Source organism: Erythrobacter colymbi (assembly GCF_002155685.1).
GTDB lineage: Bacteria > Pseudomonadota > Alphaproteobacteria > Sphingomonadales > Sphingomonadaceae > Erythrobacter > Erythrobacter colymbi.
In genome coordinates, this window is sequence record NZ_MUYK01000003.1 from 48,569 (window position 1) to 74,452 (window position 25,884).

Genomic DNA, 25,884 nt, shown 5'->3' on the forward strand with positions numbered 1-25,884 from the left:
GCCCCGGCAGACGTCTGCGGGATTACTGGCCCGGGTAGTTGGTGGCCTTGACCGCCGGGGACATGTCCTCGGCATCGACCAGCTTGGGGTTCTTGTGCTTGGCGCGGAACTCGGTCTCGGTGCTCGGGCCGATGTCGGCGCGGCCCGACATGAAGCCGGTCTTGATCTTGCAGCGCACGAACTGGGTCTCGCCTTCCTCGATCTCGAGGGTGAGCGCGTCCTTGGTCTCGAGCGACTTCACGGTGAAGCTGCGCGGGCCGGGATCGGAGACGAGGATGAAATACTTGCCCGCGCCGAGCGAGGAGAGCTTGTCCTCCGCGCCCACGTCGAACACCGCGCAGCCGAGCGCGGCGCCGCTGAGACCGCCGGTGCGGTAGAACAGCACTTGGCCCTTGCCCGGCGGCGGCGGCGGGATCTTGAGCTCGGCGGCGGCTTCCTCGGCCATCGCGGCAGGCGCGGCGCCGGTCAGCGCGAGCGGCGCAGTCGCGGCGAGCACGGCAGCAGTAAGCAGCTTCTTCATGGATTATCCTCCCTCGTTTTGAACCGGTTGTTCGGCAGGTGCGGGCGCCTCTGCAGCGGGCAGCTCGAAAAGCTCGTCATTGCGGGTCTTGGCGTTGGCGACGGTGCCCGGCAGGACATTGGTGTTGCCCCCGCCGATGAAGAACCCGATCGGCCCTGCGACCGCGGTCGTTATGTTGGAGACGCCGGTGTTGTCCTGCCCCTTGCCGAGCGAGCTCTCGCCCGCCTCCATGAAGCGGAAGCTGCGCAGCTCGATCCGGCGGCCATTGAGATCGAGATAGCGCGCGGCCAGCACCAGCTCGCCAGCAGCGCCCGCGAGTCCCGCCTTCTTGGCATGGACGACCTCGCCCTGCCCGGTGATCCCGGCGGGCAGCACCTCGACCCCGTCGACCGACACGGCTTCGACAAGGCGGATCGGGAAGGTCTCGCCGGTCACGCTGATCTTGGAGCCGAGCTCCTTGTCGATCGCGATGATGAGCGGCGTGGTCTTGGGAAGCAGCAGCCCTGCGGGCGCGGGTGCGGGCGTCTCGGCGGCAGGCGCTGCGGCCTCGACCGGAGCCTCGGCAGCCACGGGAGCCGGCTCAGCGGCGACGACGGCGGGCTGCATAAGCAGCGCGAATAGCGGTGAAATCAAGCGACCCTGCCCCTCAACTGGGTGAGCGCCAAGACATCCTAGAAGCGGGGCCTGCGGTCAATGGGGTTTTACATGGGGCAGATGAGATCCGGGGCCGTGTGGCGGGAAGCACTCACCGCTTCTTGCCGCCCTTCTCGTCCTCGAACAGTTCGGCGAACTGCTCCATGATCGTGCCGCCGAGCTGCTAAACGTCCATGATCGTCACGGCGCGGCGGGTGGTGACGGCTTCGGTGACGTTCATTCACAATTCCTCAATTTATTTGTAGCAATTTCAATGCATGAACTGGCTGTCGCACCTCTTCAAATCCAAACCCCGCGAGCCTGAACTCGTGCATCCCATCTTCGGGATAATGGCCTCGTACAAAAGCCATGATGGCAGCATCTACTGGCAGACTTACGAAGATTTCGACACGCCCATCGGTCCGCTAAATATGACGATCGACGGAACGGCGGAAGGCCCGTCGGAAGAGCTTGTCACGTCATGGCAGGCGATCCTTGCGGACATCAATGGTTGGAAGGCCAAGGCTGAACCGAAACTGCGAGAAACGCTCCAAGGTTTTGGTCACGAAAAGAAATTCAACGAATTGAAGCTCACCGGCTTCGGCATGAATACCGTTGGCCGCGAACCCGTGGACTGGGATATGTCGTTCGAGCTGGAGTCAGAGGGGTTCCTCTACACCGTCTGCTTCAAGGATGGAGAAGCAACGCTCGTTCACGCCGATAGCTAACGCCCCCGCCCCTTCACGCCCTTCTCGTCCTCGAACAACTCCGCGAGCTGCTCCATGATCGTGCCGCCGAGTTGCTCGACGTCCATGATCGTCACTGCGCGGCGATAGTAGCGCGTGACATCGTGGCCGATGCCGATGGCGACCAGCTGGACAGGGGAGACCTTTTCGATCCACTCGATCACGCCGCGCAGGTGCGCTTCGAGATAGCCCGCCGAGTTCACCGACAGCGTCGAATCGTCGACCGGCGCGCCGTCGCTGATGACCATCAGGATGCGGCGTTCCTCGGGGCGGTAGAGCAAGCGGCTGTGCGCCCAGATCAGCGCCTCGCCGTCGATGTTTTCCTTGAGCAGCCCCTCGCGCATCATCAGCCCGAGATTGCGGCGCGCGCGGCGCCATGGCTCGTCGGCCTGCTTGTAGATGATGTGCCGCAAGTCATTGAGACGGCCGGGGTTCTGCGGCTTGCCATCGGCGAGCCAGGCCTCGCGGCTCTGCCCGCCCTTCCACGCGCGGGTGGTGAAGCCGAGGATCTCGGTCTTGACCCCGCAGCGCTCGAGCGTGCGCGCAAGGATGTCGGCGCTGATCGCTGCGATGGAGATCGGTCGCCCGCGCATCGAGCCCGAATTGTCTATCAGCAGAGTGACGATCGTGTCCTTGAACTCGACGTCGCGCTCGACCTTGTAGCTCAATGCGGTGCCTGGCGAGATGATCACGCGGGCAAGCCGCGCGGCATCGAGGACGCCCTCTTCCTGGTCGAAGTCCCAGCTGCGGTTCTGCTGCGCCATCAGCCGCCGCTGCAAGCGGTTGGCGAGACGCGTCACCACACCCTGAAGGCCGGTCAGCTGGCTGTCGAGATAGGCGCGCAGCCGGTCGAGTTCCTCCGAATCGCACAGGTCGGGCGCGGCGACTTCCTCGTCGAAACGGGTGGTGAAGGCCTTGTAATCGACGCTCGCGGGGACTTCGGCCTGCGGGCGGTTGGGGCGGACGGGGGCGTTGGAGGCATCGCCATCCTCGCTCGGCTCGCCTTCGGACATGTCGCTGTCGGTCTGGCTGTCGGAGGATTCCTCCCCCTCGCCCTCGCCTTCGGCCATGTCGCCGGCCATTTCCGCCGACTGCGGATCGCCCTCGCTCGAGGAATCGTCGTCGCCCTGATCCTCGTCGCTCGGCGCGTCGTCGTCATCCGCGTCGTCGGTGTCGCTTTCGTCGGGCGCGTCGGTCGGGCGGGTCAAATCGAGCTCGCGCAGCATGTCGAGCGCGAGTTTCTGGAAGGCTTCCTGATCCCCGATCTTTGCGGCGAGGCCGGCGAAATCCCCGCCGACTTTCTCCTCGAGGAAATCGCGCACCAGCTCGATCCCGCCCTGTGCCTTGGCCGGCACCGCCTCGCCCGTCAGCGCCTCGCGCACCAGCAGGGCGAGCGCGGTCTGCAAGGGCACCTCGGAGGAATTCTGCGCGCGCACGATCTTGTCGGAGGCGGTGCGCATCTCCGTCGCGGCGTCGAGATTGGCCTTGATCCCGCCGAAGCGGTTCGCGCCCAAGGCTTCGTAACGCACCTGCTCGATCGCGTCGTAGCAGGCGCGCGCAATCGGCTCGGGCGGCGCGGACTTGGCGTGGAGCGCCGCGTCGTGGTGGCGCAGCTTCAAGGCGAAGCTGTCGGCAAAGCCGCGCGCCTCGGTCACCTGATCGGCCGGCAGATCGCGCCCCGGCAGCGGCACGCGGAAGCGGTTGCCCGCCGCGCCCGGCACATCCGCGCTCCACGCGACCTCGACCTCGGCATCGCGCGCGATCGCGCGGCTCGCTCCGGTGAGCGCCTGCTTGAACAGATCGAGCGGGGACTGGTCGGCCATCGCGCTTAGAGGATCGACTGCCCGGTCTTGGCCCAGTCAGCCATGAAGCCCTCAATCCCCTTGTCGGTGAGGACGTGCTTGAACAGGTCGTGGATCACCTTGGGCGGCGCGGTCATGACATCGGCGCCGATCTTGGCGGCCTGAAGCACGTGCGTGGTGTGGCGCACGCTCGCGACGAGGATTTCGGTGGCGAAGTTGTAGTTGTCGTAGATGAGGCGGATGTCCTCGATGAGGTCCATCCCGTCAAAGCCGTTATCGTCATGCCGGCCGACGAAGGGCGAGATGAAAGTCGCGCCTGCCTTGGCCGCCAGCAGCGCCTGGTTGGCCGAGAAGCACAGCGTGACGTTGACCATCGTGCCCTCGGACGAGAGCGCCTTGCAGGTCTTGAGGCCATCGACCGTCAGCGGCACCTTGATGCACACATTGTCGGCGATCTTGCGGAGGACTTCGGCCTCCTTCATCATCGTCGCGTGGTCGAGCGCGACCACTTCGGCGCTGACGGGGCCATCGACGATCGCGCAGATCTCGGCGGTCACTTCCTTGAAGTCGCGCCCCGACTTGGCGATCAGCGAGGGATTGGTGGTCACCCCGTCGAGCAGGCCCGTGGCGGCCAGATCGCGGATCGCGTCGATCTCGGCGGTGTCGACGAAGAATTTCATGAGGTCACTCCAAGCTTTTGTGCGTTGGCCGGCGAGGGTGCACAGGCCAAAAGGCGAGCATGACACGGATGCCGATGCGATTTGCGACGCTGCTTGCCGCCATGCTTGCCGCTTGGCAACCATCGAGTGCGCTAGCGGCCGACGAAGATACCCAATTCTGGCTTGCCGGCTTCGTGCGGGGCAAGCTGGACGAGGACGTCTACCTCACCATCGACACCTCCTACCGCCTGCGCGAATCGCAGATCGGGCCCGACCAGCAGATTTTCCGCGTCACGGTGGAGAAGGAAGTGGCCGATGGCCTGAGGATCGGCGGCGGTGCCTCGGTGTTCGAGACCGACGGGCAGACCGAGTTCCGCCCGCACCAGCAGCTCCGCTACATCAACAACGGCTGGGACGTGCGCACCCGGCTCGAGCAACGCATGATCCCCGGGGCCGAACGCACCGAATGGCGCATCCGCCAGCGGGTGCAATACACCAGCGAGGTCTTGGAAAAGGTCGAGCTGATAGACTCGGTCGAATGGTTCGGCGTCATCAACCCGCGCAGCGCCGCACGCGATCCGGACGGGACCGAGCAGGTGCGCTTCCTCGCCGCCGCCGCCTTCGATGTGGGTGGCGGGTTCGAGGTGCAGCCGGGCTACCTGCTGTGGTATTCCCCCCGCGCCGCCCGCGCCGACGGGATCAGCCACGTGCCGCAGGTGGCGATCAACTACCGCTTCTAGATCAGATCCGGCTGCCGAGCCCGAACACGCCGATCAGCACCGGATCGCGCGTCGCCTCGGGGTTGGCGCGGATAGCGGCCTCCTCGCGGCCGATCTCGCCCCAAATGGCATCGTCGATCTGGCGGCCGAAGCGGTCCGCGACCCCTGCGACATCCACGCCCGTCAGCGCGCCGAGCGCCTGACCGACCAGCGGATCGCGGCTGAGCCGGATCGCCTCGCCCAGTTCGGGCACCATCGCATCGAGCAGCGCCGTGCCGACTTCCTGCCTGAGGTAGAGGCTCGCCGCATCCGGCCCGCCGCGCACCAGCGCGATGGCGTTCTCGAACCCGATCACCCGCACCGCATCGGTCACCACCGGCGCGGCGCGGAAGCTCGCGTCGATCGCGAAAGTGGCGAAGCGCTCCTCCAGCCGGTCCTTGAAAAGCTGCGAGGTGAGGATGCGCGAGAGCACATCGCCGCGCGCGCCGAGGACATTGTTCAGACCGATCCGCGCGACCTGCTCGTCCCAGAAGCCACCGGGCGCGGTGAGACGCGCGAAGGCGTTCTCGCTCGCAAGCAGCAGAAGGCGGCGCACCGCCTCGACCAGGCTGAACCCGCCGCCGGTGGTGGCGCAGCCGGGGAGCAGCAGCAACGTGGCGCCGCCCGCGACTCCGGCGAGCAGGTTGCGGCGGGTCGCGAGCGTGTTCGTGACAATTGCGGTCATTGGTCCAGTCTCCAATCTTGCCCTCGGCCTATGCCCGTCTCCATATAACCCCACGATGAACCGCGTCCGCCTCCTTGTCCTCAACGCTGCGCTGGGCGCGCTCGACTACCGCCTGCCCGACGGCATGAGCGCACCTGCGGGGAGCGTGGTGGTCGCCCCGCTGGGGCCGCGCAAGGTGATGGGGATCGTCTGGGACGAAGGCCGACTGCCGGGGGACGAAATCGCCTTCGAGCGGCTGCGCCCGATCCTCGAGGTGCTGCCCGTCCCCCCGCTGCCCGACCCGCTGCGGCGGCTGATCGAGTGGACCGCCGACTATTACTGCGCGCCCCTCGCAAGCGTCGCGCGCATGGCGCTGGCGAGCGGCGGGGCGCTCGGCGGGCCGGCGACGATGACCGAATACCGGCTCTCGGGCGCACAGGCCGCGGGACGCCTGACCGCGCAGCGCAAGACCGCGCTCGAGAAGCTCGCCGGGCAGCAGGGCACGATGCGCGAGCTGGCGGCGATTGCCGGGGTATCGGAGGGCGTGCTGCGCGGCATGGCGGGTGCGGGGCTGCTGGGGCCGGTGACGGTCAATATCGACCGCCCCTACCCGCCAGCCGATCCCGGCTTCCACCAGCCCGACCTGTCGCAGGCGCAGGCCGAGGTTGCCGCCACGCTGGTCGAGGCGGTGAAGGCGCGCAGCTTCGCGCCCTTCCTGCTCGACGGGGTGACCGGATCGGGCAAGACCGAGACCTATTTCGAACCCGTCGCTGCCGCGCTGCGGATGGGGCGGCAGGTGCTGGTGCTCCTCCCCGAAATCGCGCTGACCGAGAACTTCCTCGCACGGTTCGAGGCGCGCTTCGGGGCCAAGCCGGTGCTGTGGCATTCCTCCCTGAAATCGACCGAACGCCGCCGGGCGTGGCGCGCGATTGCCGATGGCAGCGCGCAGGTCGTGGTCGGCGCGCGTTCGGCGCTGTTCCTGCCCTATGCCAATCTCGGCCTCATCGTCGTCGACGAAGCACACGAGATCAGCTTCAAGCAGGATGACGGCGTGCGCTACAACGCGCGCGACGTGTCGGTGATGCGCGCAAGGTTCGAAGGCGTGCCGGTGATCCTCGCCAGCGCCACGCCCGCGCTCGAAAGCCTGCACATGGCGGCGCAGGGCATCTACACCAAGCTCGATCTGCCCGCTCGCTTCGGCGGGGCGACGCTCCCGACGGTGCGCCTCGTCAACCTCACCGAGGAGAAACCGGGCAGCCAGCGCTGGCTCGCAGGGCCGCTGGTGGAAGCCTTGCGCGACCGGCTCGACAAGGGCGAGCAGTCACTGCTGTTCCTCAACCGCCGCGGCTATGCGCCGCTGACGCTTTGCAGGAATTGCGGCCACCGCTTCAAATGCCCCTCGTGCAGCGCGTGGCTGGTCGAGCACCGGCTCTCGGCGCGGCTCGCCTGCCACCACTGCGGCTTCGAGACCCGCGTGCCCGAGGCCTGCCCCGAATGCGGCGAGCGCGACTGCCTCGTCGCCTGCGGCCCCGGCGTGGAGCGGATCGCGGCCGAGGTCGCCGACCTGTTCCCCGGCGCGCGCACGGCGGTAGCGACCAGCGACACCCTCAACACCCCCGACCGTGCGGCGGAGTTCATCGCGATGGCCGAGGCCAAGGCGATCGACATCATCATCGGCACGCAACTCGTCACCAAGGGGTTTCACTTCCCCGAATTGACCCTCGTGGGTGTCGTCGACGCCGACTTGGGCCTCGAAGGCGGGGACCTGCGCGCGGGCGAGCGGACCTTCTCGCAGATTGCACAGGTCGCAGGCCGCGCAGGACGCGGGGCCAAGCCGGGCGAAGTGCTGATCCAGACCCGCCACCCCGATGCCCCCGTGATCGCGGCCCTCGCCAATGGCGACCGTGACGCCTTTTACGAGGCTGAAACCCAAGGCCGCCGCGACGCCGGCGCACCGCCGTTCGGGCGCTGGGCGGCGATTATCCTCAGTTCCGAGGACGAAAAGGAAGCGCGCGAGGCCGCCGCGCGGTTGGGCGATGTCCGCCCGCGCCTCGCCGATGTCCAGATCCTCGGCCCTGCCCCCGCCCCGCTGGCGCTGCTGCGCGGGCGCTACCGCTACCGTTTCCTCGTCAACGCGCGGCGGAGTGCGAACTTGCAGGCGATGCTGCGTGACTGGATCGGCGCGGTGAATTTCGCCCCCGGCGTGCGCGTGGGGGTGGATGTGGACCCCTATTCCTTCGTCTGACCTCGAAACCAAAGCACTGGGCAGTGCGTATCCCTCCGCATGACCCGTCCCGTTCTCGTGCCGATCCTCGGCGACCAGCTGTCGCGCAACCTGAGCAGCCTTGAGGGTCTCGACCCCGCAAGCACCGTCGTGCTGATGATGGAGGTGTGGGACGAGGCGACCTATGTGAAGCACCATAAGCAGAAGATCGTGCTGATCTTCTCGGCGATGCGCCACTTCGCCGATGAGCTTCGCGCCGAGGGCTGGCAGGTCGATTACGTGCGCCTCGACGACGCGGACAACTCCGGCAGCTTCACCGGCGAGGTCGCGCGCGCGGTGGAGCGCCACGCGCCGTCCGAAGTGCGCGTCACCGAAAGCGGCGAGTGGCGGGTGCACGAGGCCATGCTCGAATGGGAAGGCCGCTTCCCCTGCCCCGTCTCGATCTTGCCCGACACCCGCTTTGTCGCCACCCACGCCGAGTTCCGCAAGTTCGCGGAAGGTCGCAAGCACCTGACGATGGAGTATTTTTATCGCGAGATGCGGCGTAAGACCGGGCTGCTGATGCAGGGCGACAAGCCGGTCGGCGGTGTCTGGAACCTGGATGCGGAAAACCGCGAGCCGCCCAAGGAAGGCTTGCGCGCCCCGCCAGCTCCGAAATTCGCTCCCGATGCGATCACGCAGGCGGTCATCGCGCTGGTGGGCGAGCGCTTCGCCGACCACTTCGGCGATCTCGAACCTTTCGGCTGGCCGGTCACCCGCGCCGAAGCGCTGGAGGCTGCCGAGGCCTTTTTCGCGCGCCGCCTCAGCCTGTTCGGCCCCTATCAGGACGCGATGGTCCACGGGTCGGACGATCTCTACCACTCGATGCTCTCGACCAGCCTCAATATCGGGCTGCTCGATCCGCTGGAGCTGTGCCGCGCGGCCGAGGCTGCCTATAAATCAGGCAGGGCTCCGCTCAATTCCGTAGAGGGCTTCATCCGCCAGATCATCGGGTGGCGCGAATATGTGCGGGGGTTCTACTGGCACCAGATGCCCGGGCTCGCGGCTGCCAACGAATTGGGCGCGACGCGACCGCTGCCGGAGTTCTTCTGGACGGGCGCGACCGACATGCGCTGCCTTTCGGACTGCATCCGCACCACCCGCGAGGATGCCTACGCGCACCACATCCAGCGGTTGATGGTGCTCGGCAATTTCTGCCTGATTGCGGGGATCGACCCGGCGCAGGTCGCCGACTGGTATCTCGCAGTCTATGCCGATGCCTTCGAATGGGTCGAACTGCCCAACGTGGCGGGCATGGTGCTCTATGCCGATGGCGGCAGGCTCGCGACCAAGCCCTATGCGGCGAGCGGCAATTACATCAACAAGATGTCCGACTACTGCAAGGGCTGCCGCTACAAGGTCGCCGAGAAGACCGGGCCGAGGGCGTGCCCCTTTGGGCCCCTCTACTGGCACTTCATGGACCGGAACCGCGCGCGGCTCGAAAACAACCACCGCATCGGGCGCATCTATGCCACGTGGGACAAGATGGGCGAGGCCAAGCAGCGGGAGTATCTGGAGAGCGCGGAGCGGTTCCTCGACAGCCTCGAGCCCGCCCGCCCCGGCTGGGCGCGGAACTAGCCCGAGACGGCGCGGCGGCGCACCCACCAGGGGGCCATCACCTCGCCCTTCTGCGCGGCGCGCCAGATCAGCCACACGCCGAAGCCGCCCGCGACCACCAGCGCGATCACCGAGGCCTCGAGCCCGAAGGCCCCGCCCGAGACCAGCGGATCGCCCGCCAGCCGCGCATCGACCAGTCCGTCGACATCATTGCCCGAGACCGGCACGTCCCAGATCAGCCCCTGCGTCATGTTCCACCCGAAGTGCAGGCCGATCGCCACCCACAGGCTGCGCGTCAGCATATAGGCCCCGCCGAGCATCAGCCCGGCCTCGACCGCAATGGTGAAGGAGGAGAACCATGTCGCGTTGTCGTTGCCGATATGCGCGAGGCCGAACAGGGCCGAGGTGACCAGCAGCGCCGCCCAGCTTCCGCCGAACTCCTCGATCCAGCGGAATAGGATGCCGCGGAACAGAAGCTCCTCGAAGAAGGCGGCCTGCAAGCCGGCGGTGAACAACAGCATCAGCCAGTTGCTCATGCCGCCCCAGCCGACGATGGAATAGGCGCCGAGCAGTGCCGCAATGCCCACGATCGCGCTGAACAGCACGAAGGCCACTCCTGTCCCGACAGCCAGCCCGCGCGCCGCGCCCGCAAGCGGCAGATCGTCGTGCTTCCGCTCCCCCAATCGCCGCAGCACCAGCTTTTGCGCGGCGATAAGTGCAGCCATCGTCGCGAGCACCATCAGCGCGCCCCGGACATCGCGGTCGAGCACGCCGCGCAGCAGATCGCCGATGAGGTTCATCACCGCCAGAACAGCCACCGTCACCGCTATCGCGGCGAGCATCGCCACCAGCGGAAAGTTCCAGATACGCTTCCACAGCGGCAGCTGGGCGGCAGTTACAGTGTCCATGATCGGCGATGCCCCCTTGTTTTGTGTGCCCCAAGGGATGGCGCGAGCGCGCTGGCTTGGCTAGGTCTTGCCGCACAATAATCGACGGAGAGCCTATACCATGCTGACCATCCACCACCTGCGCCTGTCGCAATCCGAACGCATTGTCTGGCTCGCCGAGGAACTGGGGATCGACTACGATCTCAAGCTCTACAACCGCCGCACCGACAACCGCCTCGCGCCCGACGAATACAAGGCGCTGCACCCGATGGGCATCGCGCCGGTGATCACCGATGGCGATTTCGTGCTGGGCGAGAGCGGGGCGATCATCGACTATATCGTCGCCAAATATGCCCCCGGCACGCCGCTGGTGCCGGGCGCGGATCACCCCGATTTCGCCGACCACCTGTTCTACTACCACTGGGCCAACGCGACCTTCATGACCAACGGCATGATGGCGCTGGTGGCGCAGTTCATGGGCGCGAGCGAGCTGCCCGCTTTTGTGGCAGACCGCGTCCAGAAGGGCTGGGCCATCGTCGAGAAGCGCCTGGGCGAGGCCGACTATTTCGGCGGCGCGCAGCTCACCACGGCCGACATCATGATGGGCTTCCAGCTCACCACCAGCCGCGCCATGAGCGGCATGGAGATCGACCACCTGCCCAATCTCCAGGCATACCTGAAGCGCATCGGCGAACGCCCAGCCTACCAGCGCGCGATGGCCAAGTGCGAGCCGGGGATGCCGCCGAAGCTGGATTGAGGGGAAGTCCAAACCTCAAGTAACCGTCGCCCCGGACTTGATCCGGGGCCCCGCTTCTTCAGCCAAGCAAATGGTCGAATAGGTCATCCCAATCCGGGTTGGCCTTTTCGATCAGTGCAAACTTCCATTCGCGCCGCCAGCGCTTCACGCGTTTCTCGTGCGCGATGGCGGCGTCGATGGAGCCGCACAGCTCTGCCCATACCAGCCGTGTGAGCCCATAGCGCGCGCAGAAATCCGAGCCTGCACCCGAGCGATGCTGGCTAACCCGCGCAGCAATGTCGGAAGTAACGCCGACATACATCGTTCCGCGGTAACGATCGGCCATGATGTAGACCCAGCCGCCAAATGTCTCGCGATCCATCAGGTGATTGAAAAGAAAGCGGGACCCCGGGTCAAGCCCGGGGCGACGAGAGTTTCGGTACAGAGTTCAATACGCGTCACCCCCAGAACGCGGGGCCGCCTGAACCTCACTCGACTTCCAGCGCGGCCCAGCGTCGGTGCCAGCGGCGGCGCAGTTCCCATAGGCCGGCTGCCGTGACGAACAGCCCGGCCGCGAGTATGGTCCAGTACCGGAAGCCTTCACCCCGGGCCATCCATACGACCGAAAGCATAAGCGCGCCCATCGCGGTAATAGCGATCCCCGGAAGGAAGTATTCGAGCTTGTCGCCCGCGCCCATCCGGTTCCACGGCAGCGATGGGCCGACCTTGTCGAGGTTTTCGCGGGCGGCACGCGGGTACAGCCGCTCGTTGATCTCGCCGATCGTGATGCCGTAGAGGAGCAGCAGGATCGCGGCTGTAGTATCAAGCGGTGCGGTGTAGTTGACCACAAGCATCGCGGGCAGCAACGCGATCAGCATGAACCAGGGTCGCAGGCGGTCGGGAAATCGCATGTTTTGAAGGCTATGCGAAAGCGACTGCAAAGGCAATCGCGTGCCCCCTGCCCGAACCGTCCGGCAGGCAGAGACCACGGGCCGTGGCTTGCTTCGGCTTCGGCTCGTAATGACGAAGCGGAAAAATCTGCCCCGCCCCGGCCGCCGAGCCGGGGGCCCCGCTGTCTTCGCTTGAAGATCGCGATCGGAGCAGGGCCACAAATGGCAATCTGCCCAAGGTGTTGAATGATCCGCAAACGCCATGCACGGTTGTGGCACGCAAGGGGGCGCAGACCGCGCAAGCATACCGCCTGGCGGCCCGACATGACCAAGGACGAGTGGCTCAACTCGCAATCCGCCAGCGACATGCTGGCCAAGCTCCACGCTGCGCAACCACGATTTCTCAGGTCCCGGGTCCGCGACATTCATCGGTTCCTGATCGCCTGCTGCTGGAAGCAACAGAACCTCATCCCGCAGGATGGTCTGCGCAATGGTTTGAGAGCTGCGGAACGGTGGCTTGCCGGCGAAATCGGCGATGACGAGCTTCACCGGCTGAACTGGCATGCCGAGGCGGAGGCCTTCCTTCTCGACTACGGCAAGGAACCGGAGGACATCGATCGGATAAAGGCTTTGATCGAGGGCATCGACGAGGTGCGTGGAATGCCGTTCGAGCAGGCCCGCAGCCGGCTGCTGGACGCGGCCTATTTCGCCGAGGGTGCGATGATCTATCCGCTCGTCAACCCTTGCCGTGGTGGGACCGGATGTTCACGTCGGAGTTTCTCTGCCCGCAGCTATTGCGCGAGCATATCAGGCCCGATCTTCCCTAGTATCCGGCGGCCGCGCCAGCCCTCACCGCCCCTCGCGCCTGAGCAACTCCGCCTTGATCTCCAGCCCATAGGCATAGCCGCCCAGCGTGCCGTCGGCGGCGATCACCCTGTGGCAGGGGATCAGCACCGCGACATGATTCGCCCCGTTCGCGCCGCCGACCGCGCGGCTCGCCTTGGGGTTGCCGAGCGCCGCGGCGAGCTCGCCATAGGAGCGGGTCTCGCCGTGGGGGATGCGGCGCAGTTCTTCCCAGACGCGCTGCTGGAAGGCGGTGCCCTTGACGTCGAGCGGGATTGCCGCGCTGCCGGGGCCGGGTTGCTCGACCGCTTCGACCACCCTCGCGAACAGACCGCGGAAGTCCTCGCCCGCAGGCACCAGCTCGGCGCGCGGGAAGCGGGCGCGCAATTCCGCCTCGCCCTCGCCGAAAGCGAGGCAGCACACGCCGACCTCGGTCGCAGCGACCAGCATCTCCCCGAGCGAGGTCGGCAGGATCGCCCAATGCACCCGCTTGCCCGCCCCGCCCCGGCTCCAGTCTCCCGGCTTCATTCCCAGCCTGCCTTTCGTTTCCGCATAGAACTGCTCAGACCCCCCGTAGCCCGCCTCAGACAGGGCTTCGGTCACTCCCAGACCCCTGCCAAGCGCCGCTTTCACGCGCTCTTCGCGCAGGGCCCGGGCGAAGGCGGCGGGCGACAGGCCCACGGTGCGCTTGAACAGGCGCTGGAAGTGGGTCGGGGCATAGCCGGTCAGATCGGCGAGCTGATCCAGCGTCATCGGCCCGGAATCGCGGATCGCGGCAATCGCGGCGAGCACGCAGGCCTCTTCGGCGCTCTGGGTGTTCGGCGAGCACCGCTTGCACGGCCTCAGCCCCGCCTCGGCCGCCGCTTGGGGGGTCGCATAGAAGCGAACGTTGCGTCTCAGCGGCGCGCGGGCCGGGCAGGAGGGGCGGCAATAGATGCCGGTCGAATGGACGCCGGTGACGAAGGCCCCGTCGAATCGGCGGTCCTTTGCGAGCGCAATCTGCCAGCGCTCCTCGTCGGTGATGTTCTCGTAATGTTTCACGTGAAACATTCCTTATGCCCGCCGCGCCCGCGCTGCAAAGCAGCCGCGCACCGCGTTGTGGACATCGACCTCGGCGATGCGCTCGTCCGCTAAGAGAGCCAGCAGCGCCGCCTCGGCCTCGCCCGGCTGGGCCAGCCGCGCGTCGACCATCATGCCCCCGGCATCGAAGCCGCGCAAGGACAGCACCCGCGGGCCGAATACGGGCGGCAGGGTGTTGCGGAAGCGCGCAGGGAGCTCGGCGCCCTCGGTGACGAAGATCGCGTGCGAGGCGCGGTAAGGCCCCGCGTCCGTGCGGCTCGTGTGGTTCACCAGCAGCATCGCCGTGCCCGGGGCGGCATCCTCGAGGCTCACCCGGCAAGGGTAGCCCGGCGCCTTGTCCGCCACCATCCGCACCGCGCCGTGCGCGGCAAGAGCGGCATCGTCGAGCCCGAACAGGTGGGCATAGGGGGCGGGGTCGATCCCCTCGATCAGGTAGTCCATCGCGGTTCCTCCGGTTGTGCCGCCCGGGTTAGACCCGCAGGCCGGCCGGTGCATCCGGCATCCTTGCGTTCAATGTCGCGCCCGATCTCGCTCTGGCGGAAAAAGCGGCTATAACCCGCGCCATGACCCGGCTTCTCGGCGCGCTTGCCCTGCTCCTGACCCTCCTCGCCCTCCCCGCCTCGGCCGATCCGGGCGATGTCGATGCGGCCTCGCGCGGCGTGGTGCGGGTGGTGATCATCGGCAGCGAGAACGGCCAGCCCACTCCCGTCAGCCACGGCACCGGCTTTGCCGTCACGCCCACGCGGATCGTCACCAACGCCCATGTCGTGGCCGAGGCGGTGCAGGACGATACGCTGCGGATCGGGATCGTCCCGTCCGAAGGCGAAGGCGGCGCCTTTGCGCGGGTGGTGGCGGTGAGCCCGAGGAACGACCTCGCCCTGCTCGAAATCGCCAAGGGCAGCCTCCGCCTGCCCCCGCTGGCGCTGGCGGGGAGCGTCAGCAGCGATCTCGGCGAGGTCTCGGCGGTCGGCTATCCCATGAATGTCGATCTGGCGCAGGGCCTCGACATGGGCGACATCTTCCGCGCCCAGCCGCCGGTCAAGTCGCGCGGCTTCCTGTCGGGCGAGCGGCCTTCGCGGCAGTTCGACACCATCCTCCACACCGCGCCAATTGCCCGCGGCAATTCGGGCGGGCCGCTGCTCGATCCGTGCGGGCGGGTGATCGGGGTCAACTCCTTCAGCTCGGACGCCGAGAGCGGGGACGCGGAATTCTACTTCGCGGTCTCCCTGCGCGAGCTTGCCCCCTTCCTGCGCAAGAACGGGGTGGAGCCGGTCACCAATGCCTTGCCCTGCCGCTCGATCGACGAATTGAACGCCGAGGAACGCCAGCGCCTCGAAGCCCAGCAGAGCCAGGCCCGTGCGGCGCTCGAACAGCGCAGCGAGACCCTGCGCGAAGTGCGCGAGAAGGCGCAGCTCACCGCGCAGATGGAGGTGCTGGGCGAGCGCGAGAACCGCATGGCGCTGGCGCTGATAGCGCTGATCGCGGCGATCGGGGGGGGCTATGCGGCGCTGGTGTGGAAGAGCAACGAGGCGCGGCGCACCCACACCCGCATCGCCGCTGCGCTTGCGGCCGCTTCGCTGGCGGCGGCGCTGATATTGTGGTTCACCCGCCCGGGCCTCGCCCAGATCGAGGAGCGGGTCGCCGCCGCGCTGGCCAAGGCCGAGGGCAAGGATGCCCCCGCCCCTGCCGGCGCTGCGGGCGCCTCGGAAGGCGCGCTGATCTGCACTCTCGTGCCCGAGCGCAGCCGCGTCACCTCGGCCAAGACGGACGACGTCGCCTTCGAATGGTCGGCCGACGGCTGCGTCAACGGGCGCACGCAATACGGGCTCGGCCAGGCGGGCGAATGGCAGCGGGTCTTCGCCGCCGACGAGGACGCGGCGGTCGCGGTGAACACCTACGATCCCGAAACCCGCACCCTGCGCACCGACCGCTATCTGCTGGGGCAGGACGCCCTCGCCGCCGCGCGCGCCGCCCGCTCGGCCTACACGCCCCCGGCATGCGGGGTGAGCGACGCGGCGCGCACGCTGGGCGAGCAGCAATCGGCCCTGATCGCGCAATTGCCCGAGCGGCCCAACGAGCGGCTCGTCTATAGCTGCACGGCCAAGGGCGCAGGCAAGTGAAGCGCGCTCGCCGCCTCGCCCTGATTGCCGTGGTTCTCGGGCTGATACTGGGCGGAGGCTGGCTTGGAGTGCGCGCCGTCGATGCCCAAGCCACTGCTGCCGCGAAGAAAGAGGTCGCCCATTTGCAAGCCCTCGCTACGTCGGCCTGTCGTTGCGCTCGAGAAAAAGGAGAGGCGGGACGCAACGCCTGCTGGCAAGATTACAATGCAGCCATGGCGGACAAGGACGTCACCCAGACGACCGTCATGTGCCTATGGGCGCCTTCGGAGGATTGCATCCCCACCTATGCGGGCGTGGAATGCATCGTGACCGAATATGGCTCGGACATCTGTACGAGGGACGAAGCACGCGCGATCGAGGCGGCGTACACCGCGGCGCTCAATGCCGAGGGCGAATTTCTCGAATTGGACGACGCCAGCCAGACGCGCGCGAACAAGAGAGCGAATGCCGCAGCCGAAAACATCCTGCGACGCCTGAAGGCCGGCGAGAAAGTCAGTGCTCCTGCCGTGCAGGGCGGCTGCGCGGGCTGAGGCGATCACCTCCCCGCTTCGCACCTGCACAATTCCCCAGCCTCGCGGCTTGCAGGATCGGGAATCAATTGCTAGGCGCGCGCCAACCTTGCGGGCAGCCCTTGCGCTCGCTCTTACGCCAAGGCTCAAGCAAGACCCCTTTACGAGTTTTCCGAGAGGACGAGACGCGCGTGGATATTTCCGCCGGTATCAAGGCTAGCCTGGCTGGACGCTATGCCTCGGCCCTGTTCGATCTGGCTGCCGAGAATGGCAAGGTGACCGCGGTCGAGAAGGATCTCGAGACGCTGGGCGCTGCGCTCGCCGAATCGGCCGATCTGGCGGCGCTGACCACCAACCCCGAGCTTGCCCGCGATGCGCAGGGCAAGGCGATGGCGGCGGTCGCGAAGAAGCTGAAGCTCAGCCCGCTGACCACCAATTTCCTCGGCGTGCTCGCAGCCAACCGCCGCCTCGGCAAGCTGCCCGCGATCATCAGCGCCTTCAAGGCGATTGCCGCTGCCCAGCGCGGCGAAGTGACCGCGACCGTCACCAGTGCCCACCCGCTCAGCGACGACCAGCTCGCCGCGCTCAAGACCAAGCTGACCGCGCGCGAAGGCCGCACTGTCATGCTCACCGCCTCGGTCGATCCCGACCTGCTCGGCGGCCTCGTCGTCACCATCGGATCGCAGCGCATCGATGCCTCGATCCGCACCCGTCTCAACTCGCTCGCCAAAGCCATGCAGGCTTAAAGGACACGAAAAATGGAAATCCGCGCCGCAGAAATCTCGAAGGTCATCAAGGACCAGATCGCCAATTTCGGCACCGAGGCCGAAGTCAGCGAAACCGGCACCGTGCTGTCGGTGGGTGACGGGATCGCCCGCATCCACGGGCTCGACCAGGTGCAGGCCGGCGAGATGGTGGAGTTCGCCAACGGGGTGCAGGGCATGGCGCTCAACCTCGAAGCCGACAACGTCGGCGTCGTGATCTTCGGCTCGGACGCCGAGATCAAGGAAGGCGATGTCGTCAAGCGCACCGGCACCATCGTCGACGTGCCGGTCGGCAAGGGCCTGCTCGGCCGCGTCGTGGACGCGCTCGGCAACCCGATCGACGGCAAGGGCCCGATCGTGGCCGACAAGCGCAGCCGCGTCGAAGTCAAGGCGCCGGGCATCATCCCGCGCGAATCCGTCTCGGAACCCGTCCAGACCGGCCTCAAGGCGATCGACGCGCTCGTCCCCGTCGGCCGCGGCCAGCGCGAGCTGATCATCGGCGACCGTCAGACCGGCAAGACCGCCGTCGCGATCGACACCTTCATCAACCAAAAGGAAGCCAACCAGGGCGACGATGAGGGCAAGAAGCTTTACTGCGTCTATGTCGCCGTCGGCCAGAAGCGTTCGACCGTGGCGCAGATCGTCAAGCAGCTCGAAGAAAACGGCGCGATGGAATACACCATCGTCGTTGCCGCGACCGCTTCGGAGCCCGCGCCGCTCCAGTACCTCGCGCCCTACACCGGCTGCGCGATGGGCGAGTTCTTCCGCGACAACGGCATGCACGCCGTGATCGTCTATGACGACCTTTCCAAGCAGGCCGTCGCCTATCGCCAGATGTCGCTGCTGCTGCGTCGTCCTCCGGGCCGCGAAGCTTACCCCGGCGACGTGTTCTATCTGCACTCGCGCCTGCTTGAGCGCGCGGCGAAGATGAACGAGGAAAACGGCCACGGCTCGCTCACCGCGCTGCCGATCATCGAGACCCAGGCGGGCGACGTGTCGGCCTACATCCCGACCAACGTGATCTCGATCACCGACGGCCAGATCTTCCTCGAAACCGGCCTGTTCTATCAGGGCATCCGCCCCGCCATTAACGTCGGCCTCTCGGTGAGCCGCGTCGGCGGTGCCGCCCAGACCAAGGCGATGAAGAAGGTTTCGGGCTCGATGAAGCTCGACCTTGCGCAGTACCGCGAAATGGCGGCCTTCGCGCAGTTCGGCTCGGACCTCGATGCCGCCACGCAGAAGCTGCTGAACCGCGGTGCGCGTCTGACCGAGCTGCTCAAGCAGAAGCAGTTCTCGCCGATGCCGTTCGAAGAGCAGACCGTGTCGATCTACGCCGGCACCAACGGCTTCCTTGACGGGATCCCGGTGAACCGCGTGAATGAATACGAAGCGCAGATGCTCGACTTCATGCGCCGCGAACACGGCAGCGTGCTGGCCGAAATCCGCACCTCGAAGAAGTTCGAAGGCGAAGTCGCGGACAAGACCAAGGCCGCGCTCGAAGCCTTCGGCAAGCAGTTCGCGTAAGGACGCCCTGACGTGCCCTCACTCAAGGAACTCAAGGGCCGGATCAACTCGGTCAAGTCGACCCAGAAGATCACCAAGGCCAAGCAGATGGTCGCGGCGGCCAAGCTGCGCCGTGCCCAGGCTGCGGCCGAGGCCGGCCGGCCCTATGCCACGCGCCTGTCTGCGGTGATGGCCTCGCTCGCCAGCAAGGTCTCGGGCTCGGCCGCGCCGCGCCTGCTGGCCGGCACCGGCGCTGACCAGAAGCACCTTCTGGTGGTGGTCAACACCGACAAGGGCCTGTGCGGCGGTCTCAACTCGAACCTCGTCAAGGCCGCGAAGGCCAAGGCGCGCGAGCTTCAGGCGGCGGGCAAGAGCGTCGAGTTCTACCTCGTCGGCAAGAAGGGCCGCGCGCCGCTCAAGCGCGAGTTCCCGAACCTGATCGGCACCGGCTTCGACACCAGCACGGTCAAGACCCCGGGCTTCGACGAGGCGGAAGCGATCGCCAACGAGCTGATCGCCATGTTCGACGCGGGCCAGTTCGACATCGCGCACCTGATCTACCCGACCTTCAAGTCGGCGCTGGCGCAGGATCCGACCGTCAAGCAGCTGATCCCCGTCCCCGCCCCCGCCGAAGCCCCCGCGGCCGACGCCGTGGTGCAGTACGAGCCGGGCGAGGAGGAAATCCTCGAAGAGCTGCTGCCGCGCTATGTGCGCACCCAGCTGTTCGGCGCGCTGCTCGAGCGCGAGGCTTCGGAACAGGGCGCCTCGATGACCGCGATGGACAACGCCACGCGCAACGCAGGCGAGCTGATCCAGAAGCTCACGATCCAGTACAACCGCAGCCGTCAGGCCGCGATCACCACCGAACTCATCGAAATTATCGCGGGCGCGGAGGCACTGTGAGGCATCTGGCAGCCCTTCTTGTTCTCGCTTCGACGGCATGCGTTGCACAAGGCAGCGCCGCCATGGATGCACCCGGCTTGCAAGAAGTGCAGCAAGCTCTGTCTGTCTGTGCTGGCAAGCCGGTCGTTTATGACGCCCAGTGCCGAGCAACGGATGATCCTTCGGAGTTCTCTTGCAATTACCGTCTCCGTGACGGGAGTCTTGAAGGTGTTCCGCAGCAGACCTTTATCGCCGCCGACGGCGACAAGTTCGTCCTGATTGACATACCCCACCACTGCCAAGTGCAGTGAAGCCATAGGAAGTTAGAAATGGCCACCGCCGCTCTCAACCAGACCACCAACGGCACGATCTCGCAGGTCATCGGCGCCGTCGTCGACGTGCAGTTCGAAGGTGAACTGCCCGCGATCCTCACCGCGCTCGAAACCAAGAATGGCGACAAGACGCTGGTGCTCGAAGTCGCTCAGCACCTTGGCGAGAACACCGTGCGCACCATCGCGATGGACGCAACCGAAGGTCTCGTGCGTGGCAGCGAAGTGATCAACACCGGTGCGCAGATCTCGGTGCCGGTCGGCCCGAAGGTTCTTGGGCGCATCATGAACGTGATTGGGGAGCCGATCGACGAACTCGGCCCGATCGGCGCGGAAAAGGCCATGCCGATCCATGCCGAGGCCCCGGCCTTCGTCGACCAGGCCACCGACGCCGCAATCCTCGTGACGGGCATCAAGGTGATCGACCTGCTCGCGCCCTACGCCAAGGGCGGCAAGATCGGCCTGTTCGGCGGCGCGGGCGTCGGCAAGACCGTGCTGATCCAGGAACTGATCAACAACATCGCCAAGGGACACGGCGGCGTGTCGGTGTTCGCCGGCGTGGGTGAGCGCACCCGCGAAGGCAACGACCTCTACCACGAATTCCTCGACGCCGAAGTCATCAAGAAGGATGCCAACGGCGTTGCCACCCCGGAAGGTTCCAAGGTGGCGCTCGTCTTCGGCCAGATGAACGAGCCCCCGGGCGCCCGTGCTCGCGTCGCGCTCTCGGGCCTGACCATGGCGGAGTATTTCCGCGACGTGGAAGGCCAGGACGTGCTGTTCTTCGTCGACAACATCTTCCGCTTCACCCAGGCGGGCTCGGAAGTGTCGGCGCTGCTCGGCCGTATTCCTTCGGCGGTGGGCTACCAGCCGACCCTCGCGACCGACATGGGCAAGCTGCAGGAGCGCATCACCTCGACCACCAAGGGCTCGATCACCTCGGTGCAGGCGATCTACGTCCCCGCGGACGACTTGACCGACCCGGCGCCCGCGACCTCCTTCGCGCACCTTGACGCGACCACCACGCTCAGCCGCGCGATCTCGGAACTCGGCATCTACCCGGCGGTCGACCCGCTGGACTCGACCAGCCGCGTTCTCGAACCCCGCGTCGTCGGTGCCGAGCACTACGAAACCGCCCGCCGCGTTCAGGAAATCCTGCAGAAGTACAAGAGCCTGCAGGACATCATCGCGATCCTCGGGATGGACGAGCTCTCGGAAGAGGACAAGCTGACCGTCGCCCGCGCGCGCAAGATCCAGAAGTTCCTCTCGCAGCCGTTCCACGTCGCGGAAGTCTTCACCGGCATCCCGGGCGTGTTCGTGCAGATCGAGGACACCGTGAAGAGCTTCAAGGCGGTCGTCGACGGCGAATACGACCACCTGCCCGAACAGGCCTTCTACATGGTTGGCGGCATCGACCAGGCGGTCGAGAAGGCCAAGAAGATGGCCGAGGAGGCGTAAGGCGCGGTGATTGCCCGCCTGCTCCTGCCGGCACTGGCTCTGTCTGCACCCGACGCGGCGCAGACACCGGACGCCGGAGTTTGGCTTGAGCAGGCGCTGGCATATTGCGCGTTCGATGCCTCGGGTGTCGACGGGACGGTCACCATTCCCGTAGGGGTGGACTACTACCAGCCGATCCCTCCCGCTGCTGTTAGGCAGCTGAAGGCGACCGGTCAGGCGAAGTTCGTGGGCCTGACCACGTCGGACCTGCCGCCGCCGGTTGCGCGATATGCTGCGACCCAGCCGGCGGCGCGGCGGACGGATGTCGACCCGGTGCTGTTCGATTACTTCGCGTTCTCGGGCAAGGTCTGGGTGGTGTCCTACCCCCGGACGGACGCATGCGATGTCATGGTGACCGGAGTGACCGATCATCTGGCGCTGCGCGACCGGTCGATGGCGAAGATGGAGCAGGATGGCTGGGCGATAGAGCGGCCGATCGCTGACACTGCCGCGCCGTTCTGGTCGGCGAGCCTCGTCAAGGATGGCATGAGGCTGGTCATTGAAGGTTTAGGCAAGGATGCCGACAGGAAAGGCGTCCAGATGAGCTGGCAATTCCAGCGGCTCGCATCGGATTGAAGACAGGAACACCAACATGCCCCTCCACTTCGAACTCGTCACTCCCGCCAAGCTCGTCCGCTCGCAGGAAGTCCACATGGTGGTCGTCCCCGGGACCGAGGGCGAATTCGGTGTGCTGGAAGGCCACGCGCCCTTCATGAGCACGATCCGCGACGGTGCGGTGCAGGTCTTCGCCAGCGCCAATGCCGCGCCGGAAATCATCCAGGTGCGCGGCGGCTTTGCCGAGGTGAACGAGAAGGGCCTCACGGTCCTCGCCGAACACGTGGAAGCATGATCGGGCACACGCTCGATCCTGAAGTTCTGGGTCGCGACCAGAGCCTCCTCGAAAGCCTTCTGGCGCTGAACAATCGCAGTGCGGTCGAAACGTCCTGGCTTGAAGCAGCGCGGTTCGAGGAGATGGTCAAACGTGCCTTCGCGGCGCTGCATGTACCCGAAGCGCAGGCGCTGCTGCTGACATTTGACCAGAGCGCCAGTTACGACAGCCCCAACTTCCTCTGGTTCAGGGAGCGGTTCTCGCGGTTCGTCTATATCGACCGGATCATTGTCGACGAACAGGCGCGCGGGCTCGGGCTGGCGCGACAGCTCTATGCGCAGCTGTTCGATCTCGCTCGCCAAGCCGGGCACAGCCTGGTCGCTTGCGAGGTCAATTCCATGCCGCCCAACCCTGGATCCGACGCTTTTCACGCGGCGATGGGTTTTGTCGAGGCGGGTAATGCAGCCCTCGGCCCCGGCAAAACCGTCCGCTATCTCACGAAGGCGCTCGGCTGATCGTCCTGCAAGGGACTGCGGGATCACGTCACGGTTCATTGCCGCCGCCTGCCTGCGCGGATTGCCGAGCGGAACCGGACAATGCAGAGCATGCCGCCTGGTCCGCCCTTTTTCGTTGTATCCCCTTCCCTTTCCGCCCCTCTCCCGCCAGAACAAGCGCCAGCATTTCAGAAAGCGGGATATCGCTTTCTTTGTTATCTGACGCGACTTCCGAGCCGCGCACTGGCGTGCGCTCGAAATCGCTCCTGAGGAGAGGACGCTTGAAACTTGTCTCCACTTTCGCACTGGCTCTCGCAATGACCATCGCTAGCACCACCGGCGCAGCGGCCGCCGACGAAACCCCCGTGCCCGGTATCCCCGGCCCCGAGCAGGATCCCTACATCTTCCTCGAAGAAGCCCGCAGCCCCGAGGCGCTGGACTGGGTCGCCAAGGAAAACGCGCGCACCCTCGCCGCCTTCGAGGCCGATCCGCGCTACGCCAAGCTCAAGGCCGATGCGCTGGCGATCTTCGACAGCAACGACCGCATCCCCTTCGTCAGCTTCCGCCCCGACGGGCTCTACAATTTCTGGCAGGACAAGGCGAACCCCAAGGGCGTCCTGCGCCGCACCACGCTGGAAAGCTATCGCACCGACAGCCCCAAGTGGGAGGTGATCCTCGACGTTGACGCGCTCGCCAAGGCCGAGGGCAAGGAGTGGGTCTACCAGGGCTCGACCTGCCTGCCGCCCGCGCTGAACAAGTGCATGATCGCGCTCTCGGACGGGGGCGAGGACGCCACCATCATGCGCGAGTTCGACATGACGACGAAGTCCTTCGTCGAAGGCGGCTTCGTGCTCGACCAGAAGAGCCAGGGCGGCATCGAGTGGGTGGACGAGAACACCCTGCTAGTCGGCCGCAACTTCGGCGAGGGCACCCTCACCGAGAGCGAATACCCCTTCACCACCCGCGAATGGAAGCGCGGCACCAGAATCGAGGACGCGCCCGAAATCTTCCGCGGCGATGCCAAGGACGTCTCCTCGGGCGCGGCGCTGCTGCGCGACAATGACAGCGTAATCCACGCCCGCATCGCCTATCGCGGGATCAGCTTCCACGAGCGGCTGTGGTATGTCTGGAAGGACGGCCAGTGGCTCCAGCTCGACCTGCCCACCAAGGCGAGCCCGGTCGGCATTGCCGACGGTCATATGCTGTTCTCGCCCGATGTCGACTGGACGGTGGACGGCCAGACCTTCCCCGCCGACAGCCTCGTCGCAGTCGATCTAGCGGAATGGAAGGCCAACCCCAACGGCGCGAAGAAGTCGCTGGTGTGGGCCCCGGGATATCGCCAGACCAAGCAGGGCAGCACCGTCACCGGCGGCGGGCTCTATGTCGCGCTGCTCGACAACGTCGTCGGCAAGGTGCTGAAGTTCAAGTTCGCCGACGGCAAGTGGTCGAGCACGCAGGTGGCCCTGCCCGACAACGCCACGATCGGGATCGCCGCGTCCTCGGACGAGACCGACCAGATCATGTACACCGTGAGCGGCTTCCTCGAGCCCACCACGCTCTATTACACCGACGGGACCACACCGCCGGCGGTGCTGAAGACGAGCCCGGCCTATTTCGATCCCGCAGGCGCCAGCGTCGAGCAATACGAGGCGGTCAGCAAGGACGGGACCAAGATCCCCTACTTCATCGTCAAGCCCAAGGGCATGAAAACCGACGGTTCGACCGCGACGCTGCTGACCGGCTACGGCGGCTTCCAGGTGCCGCGCCTGCCTGCCTATCTCGGCTCGACGGGCAAGCTGTGGGTCGAGAACGGCGGGGCCTATGTGCTCGCCAACCTGCGCGGCGGGGGCGAGTTCGGCCCGCAGTGGCACCAGACCGCGATCCGCGAAAACAAGCAGCGCACCTGGGACGATTTCATCGCGGTGGGCGAGGATCTGATCAAGCGCGGCTTCACCAAGCCCGAACATCTCGGCATCCAGGGCGGCTCGCAGGGCGGCCTCTTGGTCGGCACCTTCTTCACCCAGCGCCCCGACCTCCTGGGCGCGGCAATCGTGCAGATCCCGCTGTTCGACATGCTGCGCTATCACCTGATCGGCCGCGGGGCCTCGTGGATCGGCGAGTACGGCGATCCGCGCATCCCCGAACAGCGCAAGTGGATCGAGGGCTATTCGCCCTACCAGAAGATCGTCGCGGGTGTGGAATATCCCGAGCCGTTCCTGTGGGCCTCGACCGCGGATGACCGCACTCACCCCGCCCACGCGCGCAAGGCGGCGGCGAAGCTCAAGGCTTTGGGCCAGCCCTACTACTACTTCGAGGACACCACCGGCGGCCACTCGGGCGGGGTCGACAACGACCAGCGTGCGAAGCTCCAGGCGCTCCAGTTCATCTATCTGATGAAGCGCCTGATGGACGAGCGGCCGGCGAAGTAAGCCGCTTCTCAAGAGCCTCAAACAAGGGGCGGTTCCCTCGCGGGAGCCGCCCCTTTTGCGTTAACTCCGTGAGGCAACGCAGCTGCCTGTAAAGCGGCCCGACACTTTGCCTTCGGTTCGTCGCGTGCGCGGCACGGAGTAGTTCATCAATGCCTGCTTAACCATGTCTGGCAGCAACTCGTTAGGGCTGCCCGTCAACACTCAAGCCATCGGGGGCGATGACACCAGCGACGAGGAGCATCACCGATGGCCTATGACCGTAACATCTCGATCGCCGACGCGATCAAGAGCTATTACCAGCTTCCCAGAACCCACCGTGTCCACTGGTCCAAGGCCCGCAAGGACGAAGTGGTGCGGGCCGTGCGCGACCGTGCGATCAGCTTCCACGAGGCGCGCGAGCGCTATCTGCTGAGCCGTAGCGAGTTCGAGCAGTGGGAAGCCGATTACCTCGCCGGTGGCGGCGAAGTGGAGCGCACCCAGGACGCCTGAGGCC

The 25,884-nt window shown here is 66.4% G+C and carries 28 protein-coding genes; 17 read left to right on the plus strand and 11 right to left on the minus strand.

The features are described from left to right. Positions 1–22: 22 nt before the first annotated feature. Positions 23–520, minus strand: coding sequence for a hypothetical protein (locus BZF57_RS06945; protein WP_086736158.1), 498 nt, complete (start codon positions 518–520; stop codon positions 23–25). A gap of 3 nt (positions 521–523) precedes the next feature. Further along, positions 524–1,126, minus strand: coding sequence for a hypothetical protein (locus tag BZF57_RS06950; protein WP_086736161.1), 603 nt, complete (start codon positions 1,124–1,126; stop codon positions 524–526). Positions 1,127–1,431: 305 nt separating this feature from the next. Here BZF57_RS06950 and BZF57_RS06955 point away from each other — a divergent pair, with 305 nt between their 5' ends. Then, the gene (locus tag BZF57_RS06955) at positions 1,432–1,881 is read left to right on the plus strand and encodes a hypothetical protein (RefSeq protein WP_086736163.1); all 450 of its coding nucleotides are present in this window, start codon (positions 1,432–1,434) and stop codon (positions 1,879–1,881) included. On the opposite strand, the gene cobT is transcribed toward BZF57_RS06955, so the two are convergent. Together cobT and fsa are read right to left on the minus strand one after the other, a co-directional pair. Next, positions 1,878–3,722: a cobaltochelatase subunit CobT gene (gene cobT / locus BZF57_RS06960; protein ID WP_086736165.1), complete on the minus strand. Its 1,845-nt coding sequence runs from the start codon at positions 3,720–3,722 to the stop codon at positions 1,878–1,880. The two genes, BZF57_RS06955 and cobT, sit on opposite strands and share 4 nt — an antisense overlap. Positions 3,723–3,727: 5 nt before the next feature. After that, positions 3,728–4,381, minus strand: a complete 654-nt coding sequence (gene fsa, locus BZF57_RS06965; RefSeq protein ID WP_086736168.1) for a fructose-6-phosphate aldolase — start codon at positions 4,379–4,381, stop codon at positions 3,728–3,730. Between the two features lie 68 nt (positions 4,382–4,449). Here fsa and BZF57_RS06970 point away from each other — a divergent pair, with 68 nt between their 5' ends. After that, complete coding sequence (locus tag BZF57_RS06970) at positions 4,450–5,100, plus strand: DUF2490 domain-containing protein (RefSeq protein ID WP_162290957.1); 651 nt, start codon at positions 4,450–4,452, stop codon at positions 5,098–5,100. 1 nt (position 5,101) lies between these two features. On the opposite strand, the gene BZF57_RS06975 is transcribed toward BZF57_RS06970, so the two are convergent. Then, positions 5,102–5,803, minus strand: coding sequence for a DUF4197 domain-containing protein (locus tag BZF57_RS06975; protein ID WP_086736172.1), 702 nt, complete (start codon positions 5,801–5,803; stop codon positions 5,102–5,104). 55 nt (positions 5,804–5,858) lie between these two features. On the opposite strand from BZF57_RS06975, the gene BZF57_RS06980 reads away from it, so the two are divergent. Beyond that, positions 5,859–8,027, plus strand: coding sequence for a primosomal protein N' (locus BZF57_RS06980; protein WP_086736174.1), 2,169 nt, complete (start codon positions 5,859–5,861; stop codon positions 8,025–8,027). A 39-nt stretch (positions 8,028–8,066) separates the two neighbouring features. Further along, positions 8,067–9,623 (plus strand): cryptochrome/photolyase family protein, encoded by a 1,557-nt coding sequence (locus BZF57_RS06985; protein ID WP_086736176.1) that lies wholly within the window; start codon positions 8,067–8,069, stop codon positions 9,621–9,623. Here BZF57_RS06985 and BZF57_RS06990 read toward each other — a convergent pair. Next, a complete protein-coding gene (locus BZF57_RS06990) occupies positions 9,620–10,510 on the minus strand; it encodes a CPBP family intramembrane glutamic endopeptidase (protein ID WP_086736178.1) in 891 nt (296 codons plus the stop codon). The genes BZF57_RS06985 and BZF57_RS06990 overlap by 4 nt on opposite strands. Before the next feature lie 100 nt (positions 10,511–10,610). Here BZF57_RS06990 and BZF57_RS06995 point away from each other — a divergent pair, with 100 nt between their 5' ends. Next, positions 10,611–11,246 carry a glutathione S-transferase family protein gene (locus BZF57_RS06995; protein WP_086736180.1) on the plus strand — a complete coding sequence of 212 codons (636 nt, stop codon included), beginning with the start codon at positions 10,611–10,613 and terminating at the stop codon, positions 11,244–11,246. A 58-nt stretch (positions 11,247–11,304) separates the two neighbouring features. On the opposite strand, the gene BZF57_RS07000 is transcribed toward BZF57_RS06995, so the two are convergent. The 4 genes from BZF57_RS07000 to BZF57_RS07015 all read right to left on the minus strand — a co-directional run bounded on the left by BZF57_RS07000 (position 11,305) and on the right by BZF57_RS07015 (position 14,479). Further along, a complete protein-coding gene (locus BZF57_RS07000; RefSeq protein WP_086736182.1) occupies positions 11,305–11,607 on the minus strand; it encodes a GIY-YIG nuclease family protein in 303 nt (100 codons plus the stop codon). Between the two features lie 106 nt (positions 11,608–11,713). Further along, a complete protein-coding gene (locus BZF57_RS07005; RefSeq protein WP_143738397.1) occupies positions 11,714–12,136 on the minus strand; it encodes a hypothetical protein in 423 nt (140 codons plus the stop codon). 828 nt (positions 12,137–12,964) lie between these two features. Next, complete coding sequence (locus tag BZF57_RS07010) at positions 12,965–14,008, minus strand: bifunctional transcriptional activator/DNA repair enzyme AdaA (RefSeq protein ID WP_086736185.1); 1,044 nt, start codon at positions 14,006–14,008, stop codon at positions 12,965–12,967. Positions 14,009–14,011: 3 nt separating this feature from the next. Continuing rightward, positions 14,012–14,479, minus strand: a complete 468-nt coding sequence (locus BZF57_RS07015) for a DUF1203 domain-containing protein (RefSeq protein WP_086736187.1) — start codon at positions 14,477–14,479, stop codon at positions 14,012–14,014. Between the two features lie 122 nt (positions 14,480–14,601). On the opposite strand from BZF57_RS07015, the gene BZF57_RS07020 reads away from it, so the two are divergent. The 10 genes from BZF57_RS07020 to BZF57_RS07065 all read left to right on the plus strand — a co-directional run bounded on the left by BZF57_RS07020 (position 14,602) and on the right by BZF57_RS07065 (position 22,983). Then, on the plus strand, positions 14,602–16,158 hold the full coding sequence (locus BZF57_RS07020) for a S1 family peptidase (RefSeq protein WP_086736189.1): 1,557 nt from the start codon (positions 14,602–14,604) through the stop codon (positions 16,156–16,158). Then, entirely contained in the window at positions 16,155–16,688 is a 534-nt protein-coding gene (locus BZF57_RS20600) for a hypothetical protein (protein ID WP_143738399.1), read from the plus strand. Before BZF57_RS07020 ends, BZF57_RS20600 begins: the two co-directional genes overlap by 4 nt. Positions 16,689–16,858: 170 nt before the next feature. Next, complete coding sequence (locus tag BZF57_RS07030; protein WP_086736193.1) at positions 16,859–17,413, plus strand: F0F1 ATP synthase subunit delta; 555 nt, start codon at positions 16,859–16,861, stop codon at positions 17,411–17,413. A 12-nt stretch (positions 17,414–17,425) separates the two neighbouring features. Beyond that, complete coding sequence (atpA, locus tag BZF57_RS07035; RefSeq protein WP_086736195.1) at positions 17,426–18,955, plus strand: F0F1 ATP synthase subunit alpha; 1,530 nt, start codon at positions 17,426–17,428, stop codon at positions 18,953–18,955. 12 nt (positions 18,956–18,967) lie between these two features. Then, positions 18,968–19,837 carry a F0F1 ATP synthase subunit gamma gene (locus tag BZF57_RS07040; RefSeq protein ID WP_086736197.1) on the plus strand — a complete coding sequence of 290 codons (870 nt, stop codon included), beginning with the start codon at positions 18,968–18,970 and terminating at the stop codon, positions 19,835–19,837. Between the two features lie 62 nt (positions 19,838–19,899). Beyond that, complete coding sequence (locus BZF57_RS07045) at positions 19,900–20,127, plus strand: hypothetical protein (protein ID WP_086736199.1); 228 nt, start codon at positions 19,900–19,902, stop codon at positions 20,125–20,127. An 18-nt stretch (positions 20,128–20,145) separates the two neighbouring features. Beyond that, positions 20,146–21,600, plus strand: a complete 1,455-nt coding sequence (atpD, locus tag BZF57_RS07050; RefSeq protein ID WP_086736202.1) for a F0F1 ATP synthase subunit beta — start codon at positions 20,146–20,148, stop codon at positions 21,598–21,600. A 6-nt stretch (positions 21,601–21,606) separates the two neighbouring features. Then, entirely contained in the window at positions 21,607–22,215 is a 609-nt protein-coding gene (locus tag BZF57_RS07055; protein ID WP_086736204.1) for a hypothetical protein, read from the plus strand. 16 nt (positions 22,216–22,231) lie between these two features. Then, positions 22,232–22,489 carry an ATP synthase F1 subunit epsilon gene (locus tag BZF57_RS07060; RefSeq protein ID WP_086736207.1) on the plus strand — a complete coding sequence of 86 codons (258 nt, stop codon included), beginning with the start codon at positions 22,232–22,234 and terminating at the stop codon, positions 22,487–22,489. Further along, the gene (locus BZF57_RS07065) at positions 22,486–22,983 is read left to right on the plus strand and encodes a GNAT family N-acetyltransferase (RefSeq protein ID WP_086736210.1); all 498 of its coding nucleotides are present in this window, start codon (positions 22,486–22,488) and stop codon (positions 22,981–22,983) included. The genes BZF57_RS07060 and BZF57_RS07065 overlap by 4 nt, the downstream gene beginning before the upstream one ends. A 28-nt stretch (positions 22,984–23,011) precedes the next feature. Here the strand turns inward: BZF57_RS07065 and BZF57_RS20605 are convergent, their stop codons facing one another. Beyond that, a complete protein-coding gene (locus BZF57_RS20605; RefSeq protein WP_143738401.1) occupies positions 23,012–23,260 on the minus strand; it encodes a hypothetical protein in 249 nt (82 codons plus the stop codon). Positions 23,261–23,279: 19 nt separating this feature from the next. Here BZF57_RS20605 and BZF57_RS07070 point away from each other — a divergent pair, with 19 nt between their 5' ends. Both BZF57_RS07070 and BZF57_RS07075 read left to right on the plus strand, forming a co-directional pair. Then, the gene (locus BZF57_RS07070; RefSeq protein WP_086736213.1) at positions 23,280–25,391 is read left to right on the plus strand and encodes a prolyl oligopeptidase family serine peptidase; all 2,112 of its coding nucleotides are present in this window, start codon (positions 23,280–23,282) and stop codon (positions 25,389–25,391) included. Between the two features lie 246 nt (positions 25,392–25,637). Further along, entirely contained in the window at positions 25,638–25,880 is a 243-nt protein-coding gene (locus BZF57_RS07075; protein ID WP_086736216.1) for a DUF1153 domain-containing protein, read from the plus strand. Positions 25,881–25,884 lie beyond the last annotated feature (4 nt).